This window comes from Promicromonospora iranensis, from assembly GCF_028994805.1.
Classification (GTDB): domain Bacteria; phylum Actinomycetota; class Actinomycetes; order Actinomycetales; family Cellulomonadaceae; genus Promicromonospora; species Promicromonospora iranensis.
This window is the reverse complement of the sequence record NZ_JAJQQP010000020.1, coordinates 67,866-72,995: the sequence shown is the minus strand read 5'-3', so window position 1 is coordinate 72,995 and position 5,130 is coordinate 67,866. Positions and strand designations below refer to the sequence as shown.

Genomic DNA, 5,130 nt, shown 5'->3' with positions numbered 1-5,130 from the left:
GGTGTCCTGGATGCTGCGCGACCTCGGCCAGCACCTCATCGCCGGCGGCTGGGCCACCGCAGCGGTCGGCACCGCCGCGATCGGTACCGGAACCGCCGGCGCCACCGGCACCCGCCCGCGCTCGTCCGGCACGAAGCAGACCGCCGTCGCCGCCGGAGTCCTCGCCGTCCTGGCCGTCGGTGCAGGCGCCGCCGCCCTGATCGCCCACCAGAACGACCAGCCACCGGTCCAGGCCATCGAAGAAGCCGGTTCGCCCGAGCCGCCCGGCCCGCCCGGCCCGGCGGAGCCACCCGCGCAGGAGCGGCCGCCGTCGGCCCCGCCCGCTGACCCGAAGCCGCGCCCTGCCATCACACCCGAGGACGCTCCAGCGCCGGTGCTGGAGCCGGTGGCCGAGCAGCGGGTGGCTGACGCCGCACCGGCACCCGAGCCGGAACCGGAGCCTGCGGACACCCCGCCGCCGTCCGACCGCGAGCGGGAGCCGGCCGCAGACCGCCCGGCGCCGCGGGCACCCGCCGACACCCCGGCCGCGCCGGCTCCGGCCCCGGCTCCGAGACCCGAGCCGAAACCCAGACCGGAGCCGGAGCCGGAGCCACCGCCAAAGCCCGAGCCACCGCCGAAGGCCACCCCGCCGCCCACCGCCGACTCCGGCGGACCGCCCGGCAACCCGGACAACCCCCACGGACGCGGCCCGACGAAGGACAACGACCAAGGCCCCGGCAACGGGAACGGGAAGGGCAGCAACAACGGGAAGGGCAACGGAAAGGCGAAAGGACGCAGCCCGGATCACAGCCCGCAGTCCACGAGCGCGCTCGCCACGGCCGGCCTCGCCGGCGTGCCCGGTGCCCTGCTGAGCAGCGCCGCGCTGAAGCGGCCCCCGCGTCGTCGGGGCCCCGGCACTCCTGGAGCACCTCGGACGTGAGCGACGGCGTCCAGTGCGCGAGCGTCTCCTGGACGCCGTCGCTCCCCCCAGCGGCCCTGGCCGGGCGGCTCAGACCTGGTTCTCGCCGCCGTCGACGTACAGGTTGGCACCGAGCACGAAGCTGCTCTGCTCGGAGGCGAGGAATGCCACCGCAGCGGCGACCTCCTCCGGGCGCCCGATCCGGCCGAGCGGGGTGCCCGCCACGAACTGCGCCTTGTCCCCGTCCACCGAGGCCACCACGCCGTCGAGTCCGGGGGTGTCGATGACGCCCGGCGAGACCGCGTTGACCCTGATGTTCCGTCCCATGAGCTCGTTGGCCCAGGTCCGCGTGTAGGACCGGATCGCTGCCTTGGTGGCCGCGTAGGTGCCGAACGCCTCCTGGCCGTCGTCGGCCCGCACCGACGAGTTCAGGATCACCGAGGCGCCGTCGTTGAGCAGGGGCAGCGCCTTCTGCACGGTGAACACCGTGCCCCGCACGTTGACCCCGAAGATCTGGTCGACATGCTCTTCGGTGGTCTGCTCGAGGGTCGCGAACGCTGCCGTCCCGGCGTTGGCGAACAGCACGTCGAGTCCCCGTCCGCGAGCGCGGACGGCGTCATACAGACGGTCGAGGTCGGCCAGGTCGGAGATGTCGGCCGCCACGGGCGTGGCCCGTGCCGCGCCGATGGTCTCCACTGCCGCGTCCAGCTGCGCCTTGCGCCGCCCGGTGACGAACACGTGCGCGCCCTCGTCCGCCAGGCGGACGGCGGTCGCCAGGCCGATCCCCGATCCGCCGCCCGTGACGAGGGCTGTCTTGCCGTCGAGCTGTCCCATGCGTGCCTCCTCTTAGTTCAGTACCGATCGGTACGGAACGTGACGCTAGCACATCCATACCGATCAGTACTGAAGAGGGATAGGGTGCTGCCATGACCGCTCCACACCCCGCCCCGACCGGACGCCCACGAGGTTTCGACGCCGACGCGGCGCTCGAGCGCGCCATGCAGGTCTTCTGGGCGCAGGGCTACGAGGGCGCCAGCCTCACCGACCTGACCGGAGCCATGGGCATCACCCGCACCAGCATGTACGCGGCCTTCGGCAACAAGGAGGAGCTGTTCCGCAAGGCGCTGGAGCGCTACGCCGAGGGGCCCGCCTCCTACGTGGGCCGGGCACTGCGGGAGCCGACCGCCGCACGGGTGGCCACCGCGTTCCTGCACGGCTCGGTCCGGGCCACCTCCACGCCCGGCTGCCCTGCCGGCTGCCTCGGCGTCCAGGGCTCTCTCGCCGCCGGCGTCGCCGGGCGGGAGGCGAGGGACACCCTGGCCACCTGGCGGGAGGAGGGCGTCCGCCGGCTGCGCGAGCGGTTTCAGCGAGCCGTCGACGAGGGCGACCTGCCCTCCGGCGCCGATGCCGGAGCACTCGCCCGCTACCTCATGGCCGTGTCGAACGGAATCGCCGTCCAAGCGGCCGGCGGCGCCACCCGGGACGACGTGCAGCGGGTGGCCGACATGGCCCTGCTCGCCTGGCCGCAGGACTGATCACGGCACCTCGGTGCCGCCAACGTTCGTACGATCGCCGGAATCTCGGCGGATCCGAGCGAACGAGGAGCGGCGCCAAGCCGGCCTCGGCAGCGTGCGCCCCGAAGGGAAATGCCCTTCGGGGCGCACGGCAGGGAGTGCCGGTTCAGGCGTTGTAACCGCCGTGGGCGTCCAGCACCGCGCCCGTGACGTACGAGGCAGCAGGGCTTGCCAGGAAGGCGATCGCGGCGGCGATCTCCCGCGGGTGGCCCTTGCGCTGCAGCGACAGGTTGCTGAGCAGCGCCTTGAGCGTCTCGGGGTCGGACTCCATCCCGCCCTCCATCATTCCTGCTTCCACCACGTTGGCCGTGATGCCCCGGTGCCCGAGGTCGCGAGCGACGCCCATGGTGTATCTCTCGACCCCGGCCTTGGTCGCCGCGTAGTCGGCGATACCGGGGACGCCAACCCGGGTACCCAGCCCCGAGCTCACCGTGACGATGCGGCCGTCGGGACGCAGCACCCGGGAGGCGGCCCGGATGACCGCGATCACGCCGAGGTAGTTGGTGGCGTGCATGCGGTCCAGCGCGGCGGTGGTGTCGGCGTCGAGGTCGTCCACCGTACGGCCCGACACACCGATCGCCGCGTTGTTGACGAGGATGTCGAGTCCGCCGAAGGACGCGACCACCTCGTCGATCAGGGCCGGCGCCCCGCTCGTGTCCGCCTGGTCGGACCGGAAGGCCTCGACCTTCGCACCCGTGCCGCGCACCTCCTCCACGACGGCCACCGCCTGCTTCTCGGAGCTGACGTACGTGAAGGCGACGTCGGCGCCCTGCTCGGCCAGCAGCCGTACGGTCGCGGCCCCCAGCCCGCGCGACCCCCCGGTGACCAGGGCGACCTTGCCCGTAAGTGGCTTGCTCATGCTTCTCCCTCGTTGGTCGAACCTTCCTGGCAGTCGCAACGTTAGTTGTTACGACTGATCGAATGCAACCTTCTCTGTTACGACTGCCTGTCGTAACATGGAGCGTTGCGACCAGGAGGAGGAGCCCATGAGCGCCAACAGCAGGCTGACCATCGCCGCCCACGCGCTGGCCTGGATCGGCCACTACCAGCGCCTGGGCCACGAGGTCGCCACCTCCGAGCAGATCGCGTCCAGCGCGAACACCAACCCCGTGGTGATCAGACGGCTGCTCGGCGACCTGCGCAGGGCCGGACTCGTCGAGTCCCGGCGAGGCGCGGGCGCGGGCTGGTCGCTGGCCCGCGAGCTCGAGTCGATGACCCTGCTCGACGTGTACGAGGCGGTGGAGACCGGTCCCCTGTTCGCGATGCACCGCGCCGCGCCGGACCAGGGCTGCGTGGTGGGTCACGGCATCCAGCCGGCGATGCAGGGCATCTACGACGGCATCGAGGACATACTGCGACGCGAGCTGGCCGACGTCACGCTCGAGAACGTGCTCCGGGACGTGCTCGCAGTATCTCGCTAGCCTCCCCTGCGCCCTCGATTCGTACCCGCGAGGTCGAGACACCAGCCCTGCGGACCGTGCTTGACGTTCTCTTCTGAAACGTACAGACAGCGGATTCGTCCCGCCTTTGACAGGATGGCCGCATGACCGCGCTGGAGGGCCTCCTCGACGACTACACGTTCAGGTCCGTGTCCGACACGGACCGGGACAAGAAGTTCGAGGAGCTGATGAAGACATTCCTGCGCACGGACGAGGAATGGGCGGCCACGTTCGACGCGGTGTGGTCCTGGGACGAGTGGCCCGGCCGCCAGGGTCCCGCTCACGAGATCGACCTCGTGGCCCGGGAACGCGCCACCGCGAACCTGGTGGCGGTCCGGTGCGCGTTCTATGACCCGAGCCGGCCCCTGTCGAAACCGGACATCGCACCTTTCCTGTCCGCTTCGAACAGGCCGCCGTTCACGGCGCGGCTCGTGGTCGCCACGACCGACGCCTGGGACGCGGACATCGACGACGCGATCCAGCACGAGGAGAAGCCCGTCCGACGCGTCGGACTGACGCGGATGCTGGGCTCGTCGGTCGACTGGACCCAGTTCGGGTCGAGGACCGTGGCCGTCGCCCGGCGCGCCCGCTCGTAGTCACCAGCCGCAAGACCACAAGGCCGACCGCCACCGGCACCCACCCGACGGCGACAGCCTGACCGAGAAGCACCACCAGTTCTGCCCCGGCGAAGCACCCCCCTCTATCGCTCCGCACACAGGGTGAATGACGACCAGAATTCCATGTCTTTGCATGGACATTCTCCTTGAATGCCCGCGAAATGACCGGGTAAGACTATGTGAAGGATCGATATGTCGCTCAGCACCGCCATGTTCGTTCTCGACGAGATCGAGACGTCGATCTGCCGGCACTACGGCGAGCACACGGAGCACACCTGGTACACCCGGAGGTCCGGGACCGACGGAGAGTACGTGGCCGTCGTCGACCACCCGGCGCTGCCGGGAGCGCTGGAGACCACGATGTTCCGCGTCTGCCGCGGGGCCGCCGTCGACCTCGCCGACACCTGGGCGTTCTTCGACGACCTCGCCCCCGCCGCCGCCTTCGCACGCGCCGGCCGGATGTCGAACATGATGCCCTCGTGGGATCTGTTCGAGGCCGCCGAGGTCCGCGCCTTCTGCTCCGAGCACCACCGCGACGAGGTAGCACTCCTGCTGGGTCGCCAGGTCTACGAACGATCCGAGATCCACGCCCACGCCGCACG

General features: G+C 71.1%; 6 protein-coding genes and 1 pseudogene. 5 read left to right on the top strand and 2 right to left on the bottom strand.

Translation table 11 applies throughout. From position 1 onward, the window contains the following. A pseudogene (locus LUM46_RS25780) lies at positions 1-919 on the top strand (hypothetical protein); the annotation flags it as partial. A gap of 69 nt (positions 920-988) precedes the next feature. Here the strand turns inward: LUM46_RS25780 and LUM46_RS25775 are convergent. Beyond that, positions 989-1,732, bottom strand: a complete 744-nt coding sequence (locus LUM46_RS25775; RefSeq protein ID WP_274998104.1) for an SDR family NAD(P)-dependent oxidoreductase — start codon at positions 1,730-1,732, stop codon at positions 989-991. Between the two features lie 92 nt (positions 1,733-1,824). Between LUM46_RS25775 and LUM46_RS25770 the strand changes: the two genes are divergently transcribed. Continuing rightward, positions 1,825-2,433, top strand: a complete 609-nt coding sequence (locus LUM46_RS25770) for a TetR/AcrR family transcriptional regulator (RefSeq protein ID WP_274998102.1) — start codon at positions 1,825-1,827, stop codon at positions 2,431-2,433. A gap of 145 nt (positions 2,434-2,578) precedes the next feature. On the opposite strand, the gene LUM46_RS25765 is transcribed toward LUM46_RS25770, so the two are convergent. Continuing rightward, positions 2,579-3,331, bottom strand: coding sequence for an SDR family NAD(P)-dependent oxidoreductase (locus LUM46_RS25765; RefSeq protein ID WP_274998101.1), 753 nt, complete (start codon positions 3,329-3,331; stop codon positions 2,579-2,581). Positions 3,332-3,458: 127 nt separating this feature from the next. Here LUM46_RS25765 and LUM46_RS25760 point away from each other — a divergent pair, with 127 nt between their 5' ends. The 3 genes from LUM46_RS25760 to LUM46_RS25750 all read left to right on the top strand — a co-directional run. After that, positions 3,459-3,893 carry an Rrf2 family transcriptional regulator gene (locus LUM46_RS25760; protein WP_274998099.1) on the top strand — a complete coding sequence of 145 codons (435 nt, stop codon included), beginning with the start codon at positions 3,459-3,461 and terminating at the stop codon, positions 3,891-3,893. A gap of 122 nt (positions 3,894-4,015) precedes the next feature. Continuing rightward, positions 4,016-4,507, top strand: a complete 492-nt coding sequence (locus LUM46_RS25755; protein ID WP_274998098.1) for a restriction endonuclease — start codon at positions 4,016-4,018, stop codon at positions 4,505-4,507. 213 nt (positions 4,508-4,720) lie between these two features. Then, positions 4,721-5,130: hypothetical protein (locus LUM46_RS25750; RefSeq protein WP_274998095.1), on the top strand; the 410-nt coding region annotated here is incomplete at its 3' end.